This is a genomic window from Fusibacter bizertensis (assembly GCF_029914245.1).
GTDB classification, from domain to species: domain Bacteria; phylum Bacillota; class Clostridia; order Peptostreptococcales; family Acidaminobacteraceae; genus Fusibacter_C; species Fusibacter_C bizertensis.
Window position 1 is genome coordinate 646212 of sequence record NZ_JARYZI010000001.1, and the last position, 20654, is coordinate 666865.

Here is a 20654-nt window from a genome sequence, read left to right on the forward strand (position 1 = left end):
ACCTCCTTATTTTTTCATTTATAACCATTATTAATTATATGCCAAATTTGATAATCTGTCGATTTATTTTGGTTATGTATTCATGAGAAAGCAAAGGACTGTCATAAAGTAATCCAAATTTTTAGATGGATTAGCTTATGTGACAGTCCTAACTTATAAAATTAAATTAACTTCCTACTTAGAAGCATAGTGACTATTTTTACCTAAATAACGTCTTGTAACTGCCCAAACTGGACTTGCAATGAATACAGACGAATAAGTACCAACAGTAACACCTACTAACAATGGAAACGCAAATTCTTTAATTGAACTTGCACCAAAGACATAGAGTGCACCAATTACTAATAACGTAGTTAAAGAAGTATTGATTGTTCTTGTCATGGTTTGAGTTACTGATGTGTTGATGATACCAAAGTAATCTTTAGATTTATCACGTTTAACATTTTCTCTCACTCTATCAAAAACAACAATTGTGTCATTGATTGAATAACCAACAATCGTTAATACTGCCGCAATAAATGATGAACTAATTGATTTTCCAGTAATCGCATAAATAGCAATCAAGAAAAACACATCATGTAATAAGCAAACTATTGCTGCCACACCAAATACAGTTTCAAATCTAATTGAAATATAGATCAGCATAAATACTGATGCAATTAATACAGCTGTAATCGCACGGTTTCTAATCTCTTCACCCATAGCTGGTCCAAATTGATCAGCGCTGAAGTCTTTGCTTTCAATACCATATTTATCTTTAAATACGTTGAAAACTTCAATTCTTTTTGCATTATCAAGTGATTGCTTAGTCTTGATGATCACACCAGTCTTATCAACACCTGAATGCACAATATCTGGGTTTAAATCAAAATCAGATATTAAATCAGCGACTTCCTGTACAGATACTTCCTTTGCAAGTTCAACTTGCATCATTGTACCCCCAGTAAAGTCTATTCCTAAGTTAAGGCCATTAACAAGCATCATTATAAGCCCTATCAAAATAACTGCTCCAGAAAAAACAAACCAAAGTTTGTAATGTTTCATAAAATTAATCGTTTTCATCTTCATTACCCCCTTGATCCGTACAGTTTCTTACGGTCAGTAAACGCAAGTGAAAATCTAAGTAAAGATTTCGTCACGATAACCGCAGTAAACATACTTGAAATGATACCAATCATAAGGGTAACTGCAAAGCCTTTAATAGGGCCTTCTCCAAATGCAAAAAGTATCAATGCCGCAATAAAGGTTGTAACGTTAGAATCGATAATTGTGCTCATCGCTCTATGGAAACCACCATCAATTGATGCTCTTAGTGATTTACCGACCTTCATTTCCTCTTTTAATCTCTCAAATATAATAACGTTTGCATCTACTGCCATACCCAGTGAAATTACAATACCTGCAATACCAGGTAGTGTAAGTGTCGCACCAAGGCCAACCATTACATAAACTACTACAGTTGCATATAATGTTAAAGCGATAGATGCTATAATACCAGGAATTCTGTAGTAAATCATCATAAATAACATAACTATAATAATGCCGTAAATTGCAGCTTTTATCGCTGAATTAAACGAATTTAAGCCAAGTGTTGGTCCAATAACAGAAGTTTGAACTTCTTCCAGTTGAACTGGAAGCGCACCACCACGAATAAGCATTGCTAATTCGTTTGCAGTATCATATGTGAAATTTCCGTCAATTGTAGCTTCTCCGCTTGTTATAACAACACGAGAAGTTGGGGCAGATATAACCTTGCCATCTAAAACAACAGCAATTTGACCTACGCCAGTACCATTGCTAGATGCTTTTCTAGTACCTTCAGCAAACAAATCTGTTCCTTCGCTGTCTAATTTAAATGCAACAATAGGTTGATTGTAGCTGTTTTTAGAAACATAGGCATCTTTGATATTGATTCCAGTTAAAACGCGTTCATATTCAAATTCAGAAACGTCCATACCCTCTTTAGCTGCAACTGATCCTGTAACTAAATCGAATTCTAATACTGCTGTTTTACCAATTACATTGATTGCATCTTGTGCATTTTCAACACCTGGTAATTCAATACGTAATCTTTTGTCACCTTGTAAAGTGATAACTGGTTCAGTTAAACCAAGTTCGTTGATACGTCTACCAATAATTTGCTTTGTTTGTTCCATAGTCTTCGTTAAATCAGCGCCAGATTCATCTGTTTGTGCTTCATAAACGACACTTACACCACCTCTGATGTCTAGACCCAGTTTAAGGTCATCTTTAACAGGCGATATGGAAAACGTACCGATTGTTATTCCATTGATTGCCACAAACGCAAGGCCTGCAATTAGTGCGACGATCAGGAAAAACAATAACGTGTTTTTTCCTTTCATTTTGAATGCCTCCTATTTTGATTTGTAATGCTGTGACAATTCCACGTAGCCTCTTGCAGATTGCTTTATGCCTTCAATCTCTTCTTCAGTCAATGTTCTCACTACTTTTGCAGGTGAGCCCATGACCAAAGACCCTGATGGAATTCTCTTTTTAGGTGGCACCAGTGAACCGGCACCAATGATAACATTACTTTCAATATAAGCCCCATCTAAAATAATAGAGCCCATACCGATTAGTACATCATCTTCAATCGTACATCCATGACAGATAGCACGATGTCCTATGGTTACGCCTTGACCTATTGAAGCTGGATAGCCTTTACTCGTGTGTATGACGCTTAAGTCCTGCACATTCGTGCCTTTCCCGATAGTAATAAGTTCGACGTCACCCCTAACTACTGTATTATACCAAATGTTAGCATCTTGTTCTACAATAACTTGACCAATTAAATCAGCAGTATCAGCCACAAAACAACTTTGATCAACACTTGGAGTATAACCTTTTATAGCTACTCTCATTTTGCCCTCCTTATTCTTCAGAATGATTGAGTTTTCCATAGATATAAATTGAGCTTTCAATACGTTTTTTTTCTAGTTCACAGCCAATATCATAAGGTACAAAGATATCGTGGTTAAAATTGTAAGCGTTAGCATGACATCCACCACTACAGTAGAATTTTGCCCAACAACTTCTACATTTCTCTTTGTTATACACATGTGCGTTTTTAAACTGATTGGTTAAACCGAAATCTAATACACCCGCCAAAACATTGCCCATCTTGAAATTATCATCACCAACAAACTGGTGACATGGGAAGATATCACCTTCAGGTGTAATCGCGAGATACTCAGACCCTGCACCACAACCAGAAAGTCTTTTAACGACACAAGGCCCTTGACTCATATCGATAGCGAAATGGAAGAATGAAAATTCTTTATCAGTATTGTGTCGTGCAACCATCTCTTCAGCAAGTGCTTCGTATTCGCTATTTAACTTAGCGATATGCTCTTCTGTGATTGCATAACTATCTGTTGGTTTGGCTACAACTGGCTCAACTGAAGTGCTCTTAAAGCCCAAATCAGCTAGATGTATAACATCATTGGAAAAATCCAAGTTGTTCTTTGTGAAAGTACCTCTTACGTAATAAGACTTACCTTCACGCTTTTCAATTAGCTTTTTAAACTTTTCAATAATGATATCATACGTACCGCCTCCTGAGATGGTATAACGCATTTTATCATTTACTTCTTTTCTGCCATCTATACTAAGTACTACATTGGACATGTTTTCGTTGATATAAGCCATGTTATCATCATTTAAAAGCACACCATTTGTAGTAATTGTAAATCTAAAGTTTTTATTATGCTCAGCTTCTAAGCTCCTACCGTAATTAACCAGTTGCTTCACCACTTCAAAATTCATAAGCGGTTCGCCACCAAAGAAATCTACTTCTAAATTACGTCTATTTCCTGAATTTGCAACTAGCAAGTCAAGAGCTTTTTTACCGACTTCAAAAGGCATTAGAGAACGGTCACCTTTAAAATCTCCTTGTGATGCAAAGCAATAAGCACATCTTATATTACAATCGTGAGCCACATGCAAACACAGCGCTTTAATAATTGGACTTCTATTGTTAAATTCTATTGAATTCACATAAGTGTCATCCGTGAAAAGCATATCATTATCAATTAAATAATCGAGTTCATCAAGTGTTTCCTTGATAGCAGCTTCAGGATACTTGTCCTTAAGCATACGGACAACTGATACTGCATTATTTTGCGGATAATATTCCAAAGCATCGAATACGATTTCATCTATGACATGCACGGCACCGCTATTTACATCCAAAACAAAGTACATATCGCCTTGTTTAAATTTGTGGATCATTTGTTACCTCCTATTTCCATTGCAAGAAGAAAAGCAGCTTTAGGCTGCTCTTTTATGATAATGATGATTTAATTATTTTCTTTCACACTCTTGATTTCCTACTGTACAAGATGTCTTGCAAGCTGATTGACAAGATGTTTGACATTCGCCACAACCACCGTGTTCTGCTGAACTTTTAAGCGTTCCAGTATTTAATGTTTTTATATGTTTCATCTTTGTGCCCTCCCAAAATTTTAAGAATACCAAATTAATAAAATACAAGATATTATATCATGCTTTCTAATATAAGAAAAGAGCATTTTAAACCACTCAAATATAATAGATCATTATTTTACATCAAAAAGAAAACCAGTATACAAAGTGTTGATTTTTACACCTTAGAATACTGGTTTTAGTAACGCACTTTAGTACGTCATAATGTCATTTACTCTTCGATCTCAATTGTTTCAACTTCAACCGCAGCTGAGCTTGATTTTTCAATCGTTGAAATTGCCCACTTCTTAAATGTCAATTTTGTTCTTGCAGCACCAACTTCAATTGTAAAATCATCTTCTTTTACATTAATTACATTTCCAACTAAACCGCCAATTGTCACAACTTGATCACCAGCTTTGACACTGCCTCTTAAATCATTCAACTGCTTTGTCTTTTTCTTTTGTGGTCTGATAATTAAAAAATACATTAAACCAAAGAAAAAGCCCATATAAAGAATTAAACCTACTGTGCTATTCATATTCTATCTCCTTTAAAAATTCTTTATTCGCCGTTTCAAACAGCATCATTTAAATACCATTATATCAGAAATTCGAATCATTACAATTGAGTTTCTCCATAATAATTTGCAAAAAATTCATTTCTAAAGTCTAGAAGGCGGTCATTCATAATCGCTTCGCGTACTTGTTTCATAAGATTAATTAAAAAATGTAGGTTGTGTGTTGACATCAATCTTGATGATAATATTTCATCAGCCTTATATAGATGTCTCAAATATGCTCTTGTATAATTCTTACAACAGTAGCAGTCACAGTTTGGATCAAGTGGTGTAAAGTCACGAGTGTACTTTGCATTTTTGATGACTACTTTACCAATTGAAGTCATCGCAGTACCATTTCTAGCGATACGCGTAGGTAATACACAGTCAAACATATCGACGCCACGTATAGCACCTTCTATAAGTGCATCTGGACTTCCAACACCCATTAAGTACCTAGGTTTATCTTTAGGTAATAGTGGCGTTGTATAATCTAGAACTTCATACATCAACTCTTTTGGCTCACCGACACTTAAACCGCCAATTGAATAGCCCGGAAAATCAAGTGCAACAAGTTCACGTGCGCTTTGTTCCCTTAGATCTTGGTACATACCACCTTGAACAATCCCAAAAAGAGCTTGGTTCTCAGTATTTTTATGTGCTTCTTTACATCTTACCGCCCATCTAGTGGTACGTTCAAGAGAATTTTTTACATAAGCCTTGTCCGCAGGATAAGGTGCACATTCATCAAACGCCATGATAATATCAGCACCTAAAGCATTTTCAATCTCCATTACTTTTTCTGGTGAAAGAAAATGTTTACTACCATCGATATGTGATTGAAATTCAACGCCTTCTTCAGTAATTTTTCTTAAGTCTCCTAAACTAAAAACTTGAAATCCACCACTATCTGTTAAAATTGGTCTGTCCCAATTCATAAATTTATGAAGTCCGCCAGCCTCTTTTACAAGTTCGTGACCTGGTCTAAGATAAAGGTGATAAGTGTTTGAAAGAATAATCTGAGCCTGCATGTCTTTAAGTTCTTCTGGTGTCATAGCTTTCACCGTTGCCTGTGTCCCTACCGGCATAAAAATAGGGGTTTCTATAATGCCGTGAGGTGTATGAAGACGACCTAATCTTGCGCCTGTCTGTTTACACTCTTTTATTAACTCATATCTAATTGCCATTGATTCGTATGCCTCCTATTTTATAACTGCTATATGATCAACATCGCATCGCCAAAACTGAAAAATCTATATTTTTCGTCAACTGCTAATTGATATGCATCTAAAACTGTCTTTTTATCCAAAAACGCACTCACTAACATAATTAATGTAGATTCTGGAAGATGAAAATTCGTGATCAAACCATCTACTAATTTAAACTTATAACCAGGGTAGATAAAGATCTCTGTCCAGCCACTTTGTGCTTTCACATGTCCATTTTCTTCCGCAATGGTTTCAAGTGTTCTTGTAGAAGTTGTCCCCACTGAGATAATTCTGCCACCTGCTGCTTTTGCTTTGTTGATGATCTGAGCATTTTCTTCATCTAAGATATAGTACTCTGAGTGCATCTTATGACTATTCACATCCTCAACTTTTACAGGTCTAAATGTTCCAAGTCCTACATGAAGTGTAACAAATGCAATAGTCGCACCTTTTTGAGCCACTTCTTCTAAAAGTGCATCAGTAAAATGTAGCCCTGCAGTTGGTGCCGCAGCAGAACCTTCATGTTTAGCGTATACTGTATTGTATCTCGTAGGATCATCAAGTTTTGCTGTTATATACGGTGGTAACGGCATTGAACCTAGTTCCTCTAAAATATGTTCAAATACCCCTTCATAGATAAACTCAATAATTCTCGATCCCTCTTCACCGATATCTATGATATCGCACATAAGTCTTCCATATCCAAAAGTAAAACGCGTTCCTATTTTAGCTTTTTTGCCCGGCTTAACCAACGTTTCCCAAGTGTTTAATGATATTCTTTTTAAAAGTAAGAATTCCACTACTGCACCTGTTTCTTTAGAACCAAAAAGTCTTGCTGGAATTACTTTTGTGTTGTTGAGCACTAGGCAATCGCCACTTTTAATGTCATCTAAGACATTATAAAATCTCTTATGCGAGATTTTACCATCTTTTTTATCAATCTTCATAAGTCTTGAACTTGATCGATCTTCAAGAGGTGTCTGTGCGATAAGAGATTCAGGTAAATCAAAGTAAAAATCACTTGTTTTCATGTTTCATCCTTTGCTATTCATCGAGCTGAATCAGCTCTGTATTTTTATAATAAAATTTTAAAATTTCTTCATACGACTTTCCAAGATCTGCCATGGCTTTTGCGCCCCATTGGCTCATACCAAGACCATGTCCATAACCGTGACCATAAAATATCACATTTCCACTAGAGATGTCAAATGATTCAGTACTATTATACAAATAAGGTTTTGTAACAGTTGTTATCGCTGAGTATATATCATTAGCCTTAAGTAATGCATCTTTATCAACTTTTATGGCACTTTTACTACCAGCCTGATAAACTTCAATTTGAGTATTATCAAGAAATTGACCATATATCGAACCATTATCGATAAGCAACTTAGGCATATCTCCACCTATCTCTTTTGAAGGACCGGTGTTACCTTGAGTAGTAGTTTGCACTGGATTCTTTAACATTGTTACATCAGTAATAGCTGTTGCTTTATCAAAACTAAACAAATTACTTTTAATTACGGTACTCCCAAGTACCGCCCTTATTTTGTCTTTAGCAAGTGTCGCTTTACTTAAAGTGCCTATAAATTCTAGCTTTAGTACTCTCCCACTATCTGCACGTTCCAAAATATTAATGGTTTTTAAACTGCCTAAACTATACCCTGCTGAAATAAGTTTACTTTCTATATCAAATTTATTAAGGGTGACATTCCAGTCGGTATTTGGTGCGCCAAGTGAATATAAATCTAAAGTACTTTTTAGATAAGGGAGGGCACTAGACCAAACATTTTCAGAATTATCCGTAATACCACCACTGTTCGCATGAAAATAGAGAGGAACAACTACACCATCAACCGCAAGTGCATAGCCATTGGTTTCGTCTACAGCTTTATTGCAAATTTCACTTTCAACAGAATATCCACCATACACCTGGCTATTTACAGTAGTATCTACATCAAATCCATAAGCTGCATATTTAGAGCCAATTGTTAATGCGAAATTCTTTGATGCAATTGCTTGTGCTTTTAAAGCTTCAATTGGCCAACTACTGCTTGCTTCTTTGGGCAAGACACCATATAGGTATTCTTTCATAGTCACTCTGTTTACAAAAGTAAAATCACTGCCCGGCAATCGCGTCACATAAAAACTGTTTCTGTATTTTATCCCATTAAGATCAAATACAGATGTATGAAAAAGAAAATTTTGTTCACTACTATCATAACTAAATAATATTTTTTCTTTAGTCGCAATAATCACACGCGTTGGTGTCGGCTGAACAAGTGAAATAGTATTGCCACTTATAAAGGGCGTTAGCGCTGCAATCTGGCTTAAGGCACTGTTTTCATCTAAATAAACACCTTGAAAGATTCTCCATGAATCATCATAGACAAGATAAACATCATTTATCACACCTTGGAATACTGCTAGTAAACTGATAGCCTCATCATAAGTTTGAAAAGAATCACCAATTTGTAGATGATAACCACCTTTCACTTGTCCATTGGCATAATAACCTTCATTACTAGTGATCAATGTTCTACCACTTGGTTCATAATAACCATCTTTATATATTAATAAGTTCTTATAAGCACTAAAATCTATCGATTGCGTCCCTATATTGGCCGCCTCAAAAGTTAATATAAAACCATCTTCACTTGTAACCCCAATTGGATATTGATTGTTTTGACCATAGATGATCCCAACGTCAACTTGAGACATACTTGCAGCAAAATTTGGGGCAGTAGTACAAATAAACATAAGCAAAACAGCCAATGAGAGATAAATTTTGAGTTTTAAGTTTAATGAATTATTATGCTTTAATTTATCCTTCATACACCTTATTCTCCTTCCGTTTGTGCGGGTAATGTTTCAAAATAGAGCTGGTCTGTATTAACTACCATCTCATAACCAAGATGAACCCTGCCTTTATTGGTTATCATTCGTCCTCTTGGTGTGCGATTAATAAATCCAATTTGCATTAAGAACGGCTCATAAACATCTTCAATTGTTGATGACTCTTCACCAGTTGCTGCGGCTAAGGTCTCAATACCAACCGGTCCACCATCAAAGTTTTCGACGATGCATGTAAGTACTTTACGATCTACTGCATCAAGGCCTAGACCATCAATTTCTAATAAATCCAGAGCTTGTTTGGCAATTTTTCTCGTTACAAAACCGTCTGCTTTTACCATTGCATAATCACGTACGCGCTTTAACAAACGATTGACAATTCTAGGTGTACCTCTACTACGCATAGCAAGTTCAACTACAGCTTCATCTTCCATGGGTACATGAAGTACATCAGCTGATCTTCGAATGATACCTGAAAGTTCCTCTACATTATATAGATCTAATTTACAGATCACGCCAAAACGATCTCTTAGAGGTGCAGTAAGTTGTCCTGCTCGAGTAGTCGCCCCTACCAAAGTGAATTTAGGCAGTTCTAACCTCACAGAACGGGCGCCAGGTCCTTTCCCTATAACGATATCAATGGCATAATCTTCCATAGCAGGATATAATACCTCTTCAACTTGACGACTTAGTCTGTGAATTTCATCTATAAAAAGAACATCATGCTCTTTTAAACTGGTTAATATAGCTGCTAAATCACCTGGCCTTTCAATTGCTGGTCCTGATGTAATCTTTATATCAACATTCATTTCTTCTGCTATAATATGTGATAATGTTGTCTTTCCTAACCCTGGAGGCCCATACAATAATACATGATCAAGTGGCTCAGCACGCATTTTAGCTGCTTTCATAAATATATTGAGTTTTTCTTTTGTTTTTTCTTGACCGACATACTCACTAATCAGTTTCGGTCTTATCCCTTGTTCACTTGAACGGTCTTCTTCAGTGAGCTTCGGTGTAATAAATCTTTCCATGTATCCCCCTTGCATCTATCTGATCAACAATATAACTATTGCATCAATTTTTTAAGTGATGCTTTAATTATTTCTTCTACAGTCATTTGTTCCATGTCAATTTGCTTTAACACACCTTGTGCTTCACTTCTAGTATATCCTAGAGCCATTAGTGCTTCCATTGCATCACTTTGTGTGCTCGTAATTACAGCACTACCATTTGCCGTATCCTGATGAGATAAAGTCAATGTTTGAGGCACTTTGTCTTTTAACTCTAAGACAACTCTTTCAGCAGTTTTCTTACCTACGCCCTGAGCAGTTTGAAGCATTTTTATATCTTGAGTTGCAATGATTCCTGCCAGTTGACCATGCGGTATACTCGATAAAATACCTACACCTACTTTGGTCCCTATACCACTCACAGAAGTTAGCAAAATAAACATATTAAGTTCTTCTCTTGTTGAAAAACCCACTAACGAAATAGCATCTTCACGAACAATCATCTGAGTATAAACGATTACTTCTTCTCCTGGTACTGTAAAATCAGAGGCTGAACCTGTTGATGTATGGATCTTATAACCGATACCATTATTTTCTACGATTACACTATCTCCAATTACATGTACTAACTTTCCCTTAATAAAATCTATCATAACGCCTCCGACAATAACTTTATATTGTTTATTATACGCTCTAGTCGTATTTAAATCCATTACAGACACATGACTTTTAAACATTCCAATCACGTTTTTTCCATTTTACAATCTATAATATTATAACTGAAAACATAAAAAAACACACCCTAATAAAGGTGTGTTCACTTGTAGCTTTAGTTTTTAAAACAAATTCAATTTTTTTAACACTAATTAATATCTGTCATCCATATTATATCTGTCTTCTTCTTCGTCAATTTCTGGTTCATCTTCTTCATAAACATCTTGATAATCTACTGCATCAGGATCGTATTTTGGTAAAATAATCGCCATTATAATATAGATTAAAATTGGTGAACCTACGCCAAAGAAAATTGCTAATAACCATATTAGTCTGATAACAGTCACGTCTATGTTGAAGTAATGTGCAAGACCTGCACAAACGCCTGAAACCTTACCTTCTGATTCTATTTTACAAAGTTTTTTCATCGTACCCTCCTTGAAAATTAGCTTTTATTGATTCTCTATGATATTACTATAAATTGTTTTCAAGTCTTTTTCAAGGGTTCTAGCGGATTCTAAACGCATTCTAATCTATTCCTAACCTTCAAGAACACTTTCGGCGATTTTGATCATTTCACTTGCATCTTTGGCATAATAGTCTGCACCTATCTCCAGAGCAGTTTCAGCTGATAAAACCGCGCCACCAACGACTGTAATGATATCTCCATCAACTGCTTTTAACTGCTTAATCGTTTCAGTCATTGAGGCCACTGTAGTTGTCATCAAAGCACTTAGTCCTACTAATTTGATACCATTCTTTGTACATGCATCTACTATCTTTGCAGGTGGTACATCCTTACCAAGGTCATATATTTTATAGCCGTAGTTTTCAAGAACAACTTTCAATATGTTTTTACCAATATCATGTATATCGTGATGTACTGTTGCAAGTACGATCTTCCCGCGATCAATAGGCGCTTTACCTTGTTTACTAATTTCATCTTTTAACAGTTCAAAAGCGCCTTGTACAGATTCGGCAGATTGAATGAGTTGAGGTAAAAACAATATGCCCTCTTCATACTTTTTCCCTACAGTATTTAATGAAGGGATAATGATTTCATCAACTATAGCTAGCGGTTCCATCCTAGAAAGCAATTCACGTGTTAAGTCTTTAGTTGCAACTTTTCTTCCCGACTGTATTGCCTGAGATAATTTTTCAGAGGAAGTATGCTCTTTTGTCGTTAATTTCACTTCAGCACTCAGTTCATTTTGAATATTTTTGCTCTCTAACTGTTGTAAATTAAATCGGTTGATGTATCTTTCTGAACCCTGATCTTTATTACTCAAAACTTCATAGGCAGCAATAGCTGCTTTCATAGGCTCATGTGCAGGATTGATAATGGGTGCATCTAGGCCAGCGTATAGGGCCATCGTTAAAAAAGTTTGATTAATCACTTCCCTTGCTGGTAATCCAAATGAAACATTGCTCACACCAAGAGCCGTGCAAACACCTAGCTCCTTTTTAACGCGTTCTATCGTTTTTAAGGTTTCAAACACCTCTGCTTGTTGCGCACTAGCAGTAAGTGCTAGACAGTCAATGATAATGTTTTCTTTAGGTATGCCATAGGCAACCGCAGTTTTAACTATTTTTTGAGCAATTTCAAATCGCCCATCAGCACTTGATGGTATGCCTTCATCATCCAATGTTAAGCCAATCACACAAGCACCGTATTTTTTAACGATGGGTAAAATAGCTTCAAGTACGCTCAATTTGCCACTTACAGAATTGATCAGTGGCTTACCATTATAGTACCTTGCACCGGCTTCAATCGCATCTGTATTAGATGAGTCGATCTGTAGTGGGGCATTGATAATAGCTTGAAGTCCTTTTATAACTTCCTTCATCACTAAAGGTTCATCAATACCCGGTACGCCTACATTGACATCTAAAATCGCTGCACCTTGTTCTATTTGTAACAATCCTTCTCTAAGTAAATAGTCATATTCTTCATTTTTCAATGCTTCTCTCAATCTTTTTTTGCCTGTTGGATTAAGTCTCTCACCTATAATTACAGGTACATCCCCTATTGTGACCGTCTCAGAAAAAGAAGCAACCCGCGTTTTAGGTAAATATGCTTTCCTCCATGAAATTTCAGCACTATATTTTGAGATAAAATCAGCATTTTCACTATGATCCATATAATATTTAATTGCCTCTTTAAGTTTTATGATGTGTTCACCTGTTGTACCACAACATCCCCCAATTGCAGAAACACCAGAAGCAAGAAAACGCAGTGCATTCTCATAATATTCATCAAAATCCGTGTCATAAACAGCAATCGACTGGATAATCTGAGGCATACCCGCATTGGGTTGCAAAAAAATAGGTTTAGCCGTAACTTTAACTAATTTTTCAACAAGCGGTAACATTTCCCGACTCCCAAAAGAGCAGTTAAATCCCAATGCAGAAATACCTAATCCCTCTAAAGTGGTTGCCATACTTTCTATGTCAGCTCCAAAAAATGTACGCCCAGTTGACTCAAAGCTCATGGTACAAATTACTGGAAGTTCACTATTTTCAACTGCTGCTAGTACGCCACATTTTGCCTCATAAAGGTCCGTAAAAGTCTCAAGTAAAATCAGATCACAACCAGCTTTTACTCCGGCATGGACGACTTTTTTATAAGCTTCATAAGCCTCGTCAAAGCTCAGCGTTCCAAGTGGCGATAGCAGTGTTCCAAGTGGACCTAAATCTAGTGCGACATAGATTTCTCTTGTCGCATCACTTTCTTCTCTATATTCTTCAATTGCCTGGTGTGCTATATCAACTGCGGCTTTTACAATTTCAACATAATTGTCAAACTTAAGCGGATTTGCACCAAATGTATTGGCGGTAATAATCTCTGAACCTGAGTTTAAATGTGCTTTATGAATTTCTTTAATCCACTGTGGTTGGATTAAATTATAGCTTTCTGGATAAACACCTAGAGGTAGTCCTTTCTCGAAAAGTGCAGAACCCATTGCACCATCCATAAGTCTTGGTTGTTCATGTAACCATTTTTCAAATTCATTTTTGGTCATTTTAAGCCTCCCTATATGGACAGTTTTTTAGTAAACACCCGGAGCAATCGCTACCACATGTCTTCAACTTACTTCTAAAAGGTTCTTTAGCAGTCCCTATGATAAAAAATACTGATTTTTCAGGTTGCAACTGATAATGGTCTGTAACGTGAACACCTAATGTTTTTTCAGTATTAAGTAGATCTGATATCATTTTTTGAGTCTTTATTTCTAAATTACCATATCCTGGACTATATCTTTGAGAAAAGTAATTATACGTTTCAATATCAACATTTAAATGCGGATTTCTAAGTTCATCTTGAACAAAATCACAAAGCGCATCAGCAATAACAGATGCACAAGCATCCATAATTATCGCTTTAGTAGGAGCTAGATGCATCAATGCATTGATTTTTCTTACCACTTCATAACCGAGTGTAGCTGCCACAAAAAAAAAGTATTCTGAGCCATTTGTAACCTCACACAGGTCACTTGAAGACAACTGATATAATAGCAAACCACTTTCAGATGTAACTGATATTAATGGCGAATTGAGGTGAACTGGCAAACGTTTCAAACTATACTTAGGCTTTATCGTTTCAATTGTTTCAGCTAGTACCTCATCAAGTAACGCCTGCATTTCTACCGGAATCACTTGATCTTTATGCTGCAAGTATCTTAGAATTTCTTTTGGTGATACATATGATTTTAATTTATCCTTCACTGATATCCCCTCGTCAAACGGTTTTCATTGGAGCTAAATGAAATTATATCTATTTCATAGTGTTCAATATACCTGATATATTTTGAACAATTCTCTGTGCAATCTCTGGTTTATTCATGACATAAAGATGAATACCATCAACACCTGATGAAAGTAGATCTACTATTTGCTCACAAGCATACGCAATTCCAGCGTCTTGAAGTGCACTTGGTTTATCTTCATACTTCACCAATATTTTTTTAAATTTTTCAGGAAGTGTCGCGCCACTAAGTGCTACCATGCGCTCAATTTGTTTTCTATTTAGCACAGGCATGATTCCAACTGTTATCGGTATATTGATATCTAAGCTCCTCACTTCATTTCTAAAAGAATAAAACTGCTCATTATCAAAAAATAGTTGTGTTACTAAAAAGTCTACACCGTTTTGCACTTTATCTTTAAGATAAATTAAGTCAGTAGTCTTGCTTCTCGCCTCCACATGACTTTCCGGGTAACATGCAGCTGCTATGTCGAAATCGCCTTCTCTTTTAATGAAAGCTACTAGATCAGATGCATATTTAAAATCTCTACTTTGCAAAACTGTATTAGGATCTAAGTCTCCTCTTAATGCAAGTATATTTTCGATATTCTGCTCTTTATAAGTACTTAATATTCTTTTAATATCATCTTCACTTGCCCCTACACTGGTGAGATGTGCAAGTGCCTCAATATGGTATTCATTTTTAATCTTAGAAGCCATTCTAACTGTATCTAAACCGCGCTCACTTCCCGCAGCACCATAAGTGACACTGATATAATTAGGCTTTAATACTGCCAATTCATCAATTGTTCTGATTACACTTGATACATCTCCATCTCTTTTAGGTGGAAAAATTTCAAATGATAAAACAGGTTTTCCACTTCTGAACATGTCATGAATTTTCATTTCAAAGCCTACCTTTCTATCTCTATTTATAGTTTATAATTCAAATTCATTATGAATTGCAATAACAGCTTTTGCATAGTCATCTTGATTAACCACACATGTAATATTGATATCAGATGTAGACACCATATCTATGGCAACATTATGATCAGCTAAGCATGTAAATACCCTAGAAGCAACTCCTGATGTCGATTTCATTCCTACACCGATGATGCATACCTTTGCAACCTTTTCATTACCATATACTTCATCCGCTTTTAACCTACGTCCTAGATCTTTTGATAATTCAAGTGCTCTATCATACTCCTCCTGAGCAACTGTAAATGAGATCGTTATCCGGTCAATATTAATATAGTTTTGCGTGATAACATCAACATTTATATTAGCATCCGATATTGTTTTAAAAATAAGTGCAATATTTTTTGAAGTATTGTCTATATTTGCAATGGTGATTTTAGCATTATTTGTGGTGTGTGCCACCCCTCGTACAAGCACATGTTCCATTTTATCCTCCTCATCAAGTACATAAGTTCCAATTGCATCACTAAAAGATGATCTTAAATGTATAGGCATGTTATTTTTCGCTGCAAGTTCTACACTTCTAAGATGGAGTACTTTTGCACCTGAACCTGCCATTTCAAGCATTTCGTCAAAGGTTATATAATCCATTTTATGCGCATTAGGAACTACTCTTGGGTCTGCAGTATAGATACCATCAACATCTGTATAAATCTCAACTTCAGCGGCATCAAGCGCAACGCCTATTGCTACCGCTGATGTATCTGATCCTCCTCTTCCAAGTGTTGTAATCTCCAAATCTTTTGTAACACCTTGAAAGCCAGCGATGATCACGATTTTTCCCTCACCAAGCGCCTTTAATAATTTATCGGTATTAATTGCTTCAATTTTTGCTTTATTATGATTCCCATCTGTTATGATCCCCACTTGTGCGCTTGTAAAAGATATCGCATCTTCACCTAGTGCTTTGATGGCCATTGCTAAGAGTGAAATTGAGATTTGTTCTCCTGTTGCAAGGATCATATCAAGTTCACGTCCAGAAGGTTTGTCCGTGATTTCCTTTGCACGACTTACCAAATGATCTGTAAAGCCTGCTGGCGCTGACACAACAACCACTACATCGTGTCCCCTCAGTTTGGCATTAACCACCTTCTCTGCTACGTTTTTTACACATTCTGAATTTGCCATGGATGTACCGCCGTATTTCTGTACAATGATGCTCACGAAACCCCTCCTTTCGAAATTATATTAAAAAACGTCGCTTCCACATAGAAAGCGACGTAAATAAAGTGTTTCCACTCTCTCATCTCTCATTTCTAATCGAAATGCAGGAATTGGCACCTTGCATCGAATGGGATGCAGGTTGCTGGGCGTCGTTGAGCCTGTTCTCTCGGCCTCTCTGGATAAGGGGATATACAATTGTCATTGCGAACAAGTCGCACGTTCATTGATGTGAAAAGATTAATTTAATAGTGATATTAACACAATTTAACACTTCAATCAAGTGCATTTAAAGATTTTAACATGTTTTTTTTATGCACTTTTCTTTTTTCCATCTTCTTTTTCTTCGTTTTTACGTTCATGTTGATTAAGAAGATCTCTTTCACCTTCTTCTATAAACTGGTTCGTATAGAGTTCATAGTAGTGACCGTGATTTTCCATCAACTCATGATGGTTGCCTTGTTCTATCACTTTTCCTTTTTCAATTACTAAGATGACATCGGCACTTCTAATCGTTGAAAGTCTATGCGCAATGATAAAGCTTGTTCGATCTTCTAGGACATTATCAATTGCATATTGAATCTTTGCTTCCGTTTCAGTGTCAATAGATGAAGTTGCTTCGTCTAAGAAGAAAATCTTTGGTTTAGAGATAATCGCACGGGCAAATGAAATCAACTGTTTCTCGCCAGTTGAAAGCATTCCACCGCCTTCACCTACTTCAGTATCATAACCTTTTTCGAGTTTTGATATAAACTCATGTGCATTTACTATTTTTGCTGCTTCGATGATTTCTTCATCAGATGCATCCAGTTTACCATATCGAATATTTTCTTTAATTGATCCACTGAAGAGATGCGGTGATTGCAAAACATAGCCAATATTGGCATGAAGCCAGTTTTGTGAACGTTCCTTATAATCCTTGCCATCAATCAATATTCTGCCACCAGTTGGTTCATAAAAGCGGCAAGCAAGGTTTACAATTGTACTCTTCCCGGATCCCGTTTCTCCCACAAGTGCTATCGTTTGTCCTTTTTTCACTTTAAGATTAAAATCCTGAAGAATATACTCACCTTCGTTATAGTAAAAATCAACGTGCTCAAACTCCACATTTCCAATTAAAGGTTCCCAGTTCTCTATCTTTTGTTCATAGTGGTTACCATAAAGTGCAAGTACTTCAGAATTCTCTTTGATGTCCTCATTTTCATTAATCAAAGACATAACTCTCTCAGCTGCAGCTTGAGCACTAATCATCTCTGTATAGATACGTGCAAGTTCTAAAACTGGATCAAAAAACATTCTCGCATACGTAATAAACAATACCAGTTTACCATATGTGATTAAGCCCCCAGCTAAATATACACTACCAAAATACAGTGTCAAAACCATCCCTATAGCAGATACAAAAAGTGCCATTGGTAAATAACCGGCAGATAGTGTTCCTGCCCTAACTGAAGTCCGTTTCATATCATATGTTTCGGCTCCAAACTCTTCACGATTCAACTCTTCTCTTACTAGTGTTTTAGTCGTTCTCGCACCAACGATACCATCGTTAAAAAGTCCTGTAATCTTTGAATTGATTTTTCTAACATTTCGATAGGATACCAACATTTTCTTTTCAAAGAAAACACTAATAATCGCAAGAAGTGGTACTGTAATAAGTGTAACCAGTGCCAGCCTCCAGTTTTGAATTAACATTACAATGGAGATGCCAAACATCATAGCAATACCCCATACTAAATCTACAACTCCCCAAGCAACAGTTCCTGAAATTTTTGAAGCATCGGAAGTTGTTCTTGCAATCATCCAACCAATTGCATTTTTATCATAATAACTAAAAGACAATTTTTGAAGTTTTTCAAAACTATCTTTTCGCATTTTATATAGCAAACCCATCTCTATTTTTCCAGCGAATTTGATGAAAGTAAACACAATCAGTGTCATCGCGATTGTCAATATACCATAGCCAACAGCAACGAGCCAAAGCCCTTCAAGCTTTTGTGGCTCTACATAAGTGTCTATCGCATATTGTGTTAACAGTGGAAAGGATAGGTCAATTACTGCAAGTGATATCATGAAACAACACAGAATCATGAAATCTTTCTTAAATGTACGGAAGTAAATAAACATTTCTTTCCATACAGTTTTATCATATTTTAGTTTCATCTCTTTAGAGTTTTCCACTTTAATTCCTCCTATAGATTTTGCACCTTAGAAAATAGTGATTATACCACCATCTTCTGAAGGTCCCAAATCCTTTTATATAACCCATCTTCATCGATGAGATCTTTATGTGTACCACTTTGAATCATCTTACCTTCATCTAGCACGATGATATAATCTGCTTCTGACAAAGTGGTGATTCTATGGCTTATAATTAATGTTGTAACATCTTTGCTGCGTTTTTTAAGCGCTCTACGAATTTTCATATCGGTTTCAGTATCAACTGCGCTTAATGAATCATCAAAGATGAGAATTCTTTTATCTGGATCTATAATTGTTCTTGAAATTGCAACACGTTGCTTTTGACCTCCAGAAAGTGATACGCCTTTTTCACCAACAATCGTCTCATAGCCCTCTTTAAACTCAAGAATATTGTCGTGTATTGATGCCGTTTTAGCAGCCTCAAAAATTTGTGTTTCCTCATAGCGCTTATCTGTAATGCCGATGTTTTCTTTAACTGTTTTAGCATAAAGGTAAGGTTCTTGTAGAATAAGTCCGATTTTTCGTCTAATCCATTGTTTCTTAATTGTTGAAAGTTCATGATCATCGATCTTGATACTACCTTCATACTCATATAGTCTTTGGATTAAATGTACCAGTGTTGATTTACCTGATCCTGTTGAACCTAGTATTCCTAAAGTTTTTCCTTTCTCAAGTTTAAAACTTATATCTTCTAGTGCAAGTTTTCCATCAGGATAAGCAAAGTTTACATGATCAAACGTGATACTACCTTCAATTTCTGGTTCGATTTCTGTTGGTAAATCTTTCTCAATTGTTTCATTTAAAATTTCTTCTATCCTTGTAATTGCAACTGTTGTTTTACCTAGTTCACTTAAAAGTCTACCCGATTGTTTTACTGGCCAAAGGAGCATAGACTCATAGGTGATAAAAGCAATCAAAGTTCCGATTGTTAGATTACCTGTAATGACCATACTGGCCCCTACAACTAAGACGATACCACTTTGTAAAAGTGTCAACAAATCTGACGATGACCAGAACATCGCTAAAGTTTCGACGAGTTTATACGTTATATTTCTGTAATTTGAATTCACTTCTTCAAATTTATCAATCTCAAATTTCTCTCTTCCAAAAGCACGAACAACACGAACGCCTGAAAGATTTTCTTGTAGCACTGTTGTCAATGTCCCTTCAGCTTCATCAGATTTTTTAAAAGTCTTTTGAATTTTTGTGAAGAAAATATATGAGAAAGCAAAAAGGATCGGGATTAATGCAATTGCGTAAATTGTCAACCTTACGTTAAGGGACATCATAATTGCAACTGATAAAGTGATCATAATAACAATCCGACCCAAATCAACAATTTGAACACCTAAAAAACGTCTAATCGTTTCTACATCAGATGTACACCTTTGAATCATGTCACCAGTTTCTTTTTTTGTATGCTGCTCATAAGTCATATATTGAATTTGCCTATAGAGTGAATCTCTAATATTTTGAGCAATGTTCTCTGCCGCATAGCTTGAAAGATATCCTTTTAAGAAAAGAAAAATCCCTCCAATAAAATTAATGCCTATCATCAGCCAAACAACAGCCATGAGATTCTTGCCAAATGCATCCATTAAAAATTGTAAATTTCCAGCTGGAACTTCTCCAATAATTGAATCCACAGCGTATTTAATTAATATAGGCGTAGCGAGCTGCATAACGGTTGCGATGATGATTGAAAGTATAGCGATGCCAAATACACCTCTATAGCCCTTCAAATACTTGAATATGTTTTTCATTGTGATTAC

At 36.0% G+C, this 20654-nt stretch carries 18 protein-coding genes and 1 riboswitch; all 18 genes read right to left on the reverse strand.

The window, feature by feature from the left end; translation table 11 throughout:
* Positions 1-174 precede the first annotated feature (174 nt).
* Positions 175-1062 (reverse strand): protein translocase subunit SecF, encoded by an 888-nt coding sequence (gene secF, locus QE109_RS03195; protein ID WP_281092935.1) that lies wholly within the window; start codon positions 1060-1062, stop codon positions 175-177.
* 5 nt (positions 1063-1067) lie between these two features.
* Positions 1068-2363, reverse strand: a complete 1296-nt coding sequence (gene secD / locus QE109_RS03200; protein WP_281092936.1) for a protein translocase subunit SecD — start codon at positions 2361-2363, stop codon at positions 1068-1070.
* A gap of 12 nt (positions 2364-2375) precedes the next feature.
* The gene (locus QE109_RS03205) at positions 2376-2882 is read right to left on the reverse strand and encodes a gamma carbonic anhydrase family protein (RefSeq protein WP_281092937.1); all 507 of its coding nucleotides are present in this window, start codon (positions 2880-2882) and stop codon (positions 2376-2378) included.
* 10 nt (positions 2883-2892) lie between these two features.
* A complete protein-coding gene (gene scfB, locus QE109_RS03210; protein ID WP_281092938.1) occupies positions 2893-4251 on the reverse strand; it encodes a thioether cross-link-forming SCIFF peptide maturase in 1359 nt (452 codons plus the stop codon).
* Positions 4252-4323: 72 nt separating this feature from the next.
* Positions 4324-4464, reverse strand: a complete 141-nt coding sequence (gene scfA / locus QE109_RS03215; protein ID WP_281092939.1) for a six-cysteine ranthipeptide SCIFF — start codon at positions 4462-4464, stop codon at positions 4324-4326.
* A 211-nt stretch (positions 4465-4675) separates the two neighbouring features.
* Positions 4676-4984: a preprotein translocase subunit YajC gene (yajC, locus tag QE109_RS03220; protein WP_281092940.1), complete on the reverse strand. Its 309-nt coding sequence runs from the start codon at positions 4982-4984 to the stop codon at positions 4676-4678.
* Positions 4985-5064: 80 nt separating this feature from the next.
* Positions 5065-6189 (reverse strand): tRNA guanosine(34) transglycosylase Tgt, encoded by a 1125-nt coding sequence (gene tgt, locus QE109_RS03225; protein WP_281092941.1) that lies wholly within the window; start codon positions 6187-6189, stop codon positions 5065-5067.
* 29 nt (positions 6190-6218) lie between these two features.
* Entirely contained in the window at positions 6219-7241 is a 1023-nt protein-coding gene (gene queA, locus QE109_RS03230) for a tRNA preQ1(34) S-adenosylmethionine ribosyltransferase-isomerase QueA (RefSeq protein ID WP_281092942.1), read from the reverse strand.
* Between the two features lie 13 nt (positions 7242-7254).
* Positions 7255-9045, reverse strand: a complete 1791-nt coding sequence (locus QE109_RS03235; protein WP_281092943.1) for a SpoIID/LytB domain-containing protein — start codon at positions 9043-9045, stop codon at positions 7255-7257.
* A 5-nt stretch (positions 9046-9050) separates the two neighbouring features.
* Positions 9051-10097, reverse strand: coding sequence for a Holliday junction branch migration DNA helicase RuvB (gene ruvB / locus QE109_RS03240; RefSeq protein ID WP_281092944.1), 1047 nt, complete (start codon positions 10095-10097; stop codon positions 9051-9053).
* A 35-nt stretch (positions 10098-10132) separates the two neighbouring features.
* Positions 10133-10729: a Holliday junction branch migration protein RuvA gene (gene ruvA / locus QE109_RS03245; protein ID WP_281092945.1), complete on the reverse strand. Its 597-nt coding sequence runs from the start codon at positions 10727-10729 to the stop codon at positions 10133-10135.
* Positions 10730-10942: 213 nt separating this feature from the next.
* Positions 10943-11218, reverse strand: a complete 276-nt coding sequence (locus tag QE109_RS03250) for a PspC domain-containing protein (protein ID WP_342637105.1) — start codon at positions 11216-11218, stop codon at positions 10943-10945.
* Between the two features lie 111 nt (positions 11219-11329).
* Entirely contained in the window at positions 11330-13813 is a 2484-nt protein-coding gene (locus QE109_RS03255) for a homocysteine S-methyltransferase family protein (RefSeq protein WP_281092946.1), read from the reverse strand.
* Position 13814: 1 nt separating this feature from the next.
* A complete protein-coding gene (locus QE109_RS03260; protein ID WP_281092947.1) occupies positions 13815-14516 on the reverse strand; it encodes a vitamin B12 dependent-methionine synthase activation domain-containing protein in 702 nt (233 codons plus the stop codon).
* Between the two features lie 49 nt (positions 14517-14565).
* Entirely contained in the window at positions 14566-15441 is an 876-nt protein-coding gene (gene metF, locus QE109_RS03265) for a methylenetetrahydrofolate reductase [NAD(P)H] (RefSeq protein ID WP_281092948.1), read from the reverse strand.
* A gap of 33 nt (positions 15442-15474) precedes the next feature.
* Positions 15475-16683, reverse strand: coding sequence for an aspartate kinase (locus QE109_RS03270; protein WP_281092949.1), 1209 nt, complete (start codon positions 16681-16683; stop codon positions 15475-15477).
* A gap of 76 nt (positions 16684-16759) precedes the next feature.
* A riboswitch (SAM riboswitch) is annotated at positions 16760-16869 on the reverse strand.
* Between the two features lie 123 nt (positions 16870-16992).
* On the reverse strand, positions 16993-18861 hold the full coding sequence (locus tag QE109_RS03275; protein ID WP_281092950.1) for an ABC transporter ATP-binding protein: 1869 nt from the start codon (positions 18859-18861) through the stop codon (positions 16993-16995).
* A gap of 41 nt (positions 18862-18902) precedes the next feature.
* Positions 18903-20645 (reverse strand): ABC transporter ATP-binding protein, encoded by a 1743-nt coding sequence (locus QE109_RS03280; RefSeq protein WP_281092951.1) that lies wholly within the window; start codon positions 20643-20645, stop codon positions 18903-18905.
* Positions 20646-20654: the final 9 nt, after the last annotated feature.

What these genes read in the sequence shown, in the direction of transcription:
- QE109_RS03235 (WP_281092943.1), bottom strand. Translation starts at nt 9,045, where the DNA reads ATGAAGGATAAATTAAAGCATAATAATTCATTAAACTTAAAACTCAAA.
- scfA (WP_281092939.1), bottom strand. Translation starts at nt 4,464, where the DNA reads ATGAAACATATAAAAACATTAAATACTGGAACGCTTAAAAGTTCAGCA.
- QE109_RS03280 (WP_281092951.1), bottom strand. Translation starts at nt 20,645, where the DNA reads ATGAAAAACATATTCAAGTATTTGAAGGGCTATAGAGGTGTATTTGGC.
- QE109_RS03250 (WP_342637105.1), bottom strand. Translation starts at nt 11,218, where the DNA reads ATGAAAAAACTTTGTAAAATAGAATCAGAAGGTAAGGTTTCAGGCGTT.
- ruvB (WP_281092944.1), bottom strand. Translation starts at nt 10,097, where the DNA reads ATGGAAAGATTTATTACACCGAAGCTCACTGAAGAAGACCGTTCAAGT.
- QE109_RS03255 (WP_281092946.1), bottom strand. Translation starts at nt 13,813, where the DNA reads ATGACCAAAAATGAATTTGAAAAATGGTTACATGAACAACCAAGACTT.
- scfB (WP_281092938.1), bottom strand. Translation starts at nt 4,251, where the DNA reads ATGATCCACAAATTTAAACAAGGCGATATGTACTTTGTTTTGGATGTA.
- tgt (WP_281092941.1), bottom strand. Translation starts at nt 6,189, where the DNA reads ATGGCAATTAGATATGAGTTAATAAAAGAGTGTAAACAGACAGGCGCA.
- yajC (WP_281092940.1), bottom strand. Translation starts at nt 4,984, where the DNA reads ATGAATAGCACAGTAGGTTTAATTCTTTATATGGGCTTTTTCTTTGGT.
- secD (WP_281092936.1), bottom strand. Translation starts at nt 2,363, where the DNA reads ATGAAAGGAAAAAACACGTTATTGTTTTTCCTGATCGTCGCACTAATT.
- QE109_RS03205 (WP_281092937.1), bottom strand. Translation starts at nt 2,882, where the DNA reads ATGAGAGTAGCTATAAAAGGTTATACTCCAAGTGTTGATCAAAGTTGT.
- metF (WP_281092948.1), bottom strand. Translation starts at nt 15,441, where the DNA reads ATGAAAATTCATGACATGTTCAGAAGTGGAAAACCTGTTTTATCATTT.
- queA (WP_281092942.1), bottom strand. Translation starts at nt 7,241, where the DNA reads ATGAAAACAAGTGATTTTTACTTTGATTTACCTGAATCTCTTATCGCA.
- secF (WP_281092935.1), bottom strand. Translation starts at nt 1,062, where the DNA reads ATGAAAACGATTAATTTTATGAAACATTACAAACTTTGGTTTGTTTTT.
- ruvA (WP_281092945.1), bottom strand. Translation starts at nt 10,729, where the DNA reads ATGATAGATTTTATTAAGGGAAAGTTAGTACATGTAATTGGAGATAGT.